We start from the raw sequence: 695 nt of genomic DNA on the forward strand, positions 1-695 counted from the left end.
CACTACTTGTAGCTTGCGCAGGTTGACCCGCCAAATAGTCTCCGGTTTTCATGCCGGGGACTTTTTTGTTATGCGGATTTGAACGAGGTGAGGTAAAGAATGGGCAAATGAAAAAGCATCCCGGGTGGGGGGATGCTTTTTTTGGTGACGACAACATCAATATAGATAAATGCTTTTAACTTCCGGTCATAGCATTGTGGCACGAATTTAATGATACATTACATAAAGCTCAATCTGTTTCTACTGTTCACTTTGCAATTTGGTCACAATGGCATTCACTATTTCCTCGACTTTCGGCAAGTCAATTACAAACCATTCCCTGGGTGTTATCACCTTTCCATTAGGAGCCTTGATGCTTACATCAAGTCTGTAGTCTTCAAGAACATGATGAATCGCTGTTTCCAGTTTTTCCGGATTGAGATTAATTACCTGAAACTGCTCAACAACCTTAACGGGCGCATAGAGGTATGTGGATTCATTCTCGGCATTTGCGATGCGCTGCTGAACACTGTTTTTTGTAAACCCAATCTTATAAAGTGACTTTATATTTGCTATCTGCGGATCTTCGCTCAAGGATTTCAGAACATAGATATAGCCGGTCTTATAATCATCGCCCGTTAAATTCACCTCACCGGTTTCAATGTCACTAATGGCTTTTCCACGTCCATACAGAGAAGCACCCAATCCATGATACC

At 42.0% G+C, this 695-nt stretch carries 1 protein-coding gene; it reads right to left on the reverse strand.

Going from position 1 to position 695, the window contains the following annotated elements:
- Positions 1 to 240: 240 nt before the first annotated feature.
- Positions 241 to 695: GIY-YIG nuclease family protein (locus tag V7Z60_RS09170; protein WP_334117516.1), on the reverse strand; the 455-nt coding region annotated here is incomplete at its 5' end.

Origin of the sequence: Ligilactobacillus sp., from assembly GCF_036846325.1 — a bacterium.
Classification (GTDB): Bacteria; Bacillota; Bacilli; order Lactobacillales; family Lactobacillaceae; genus Ligilactobacillus.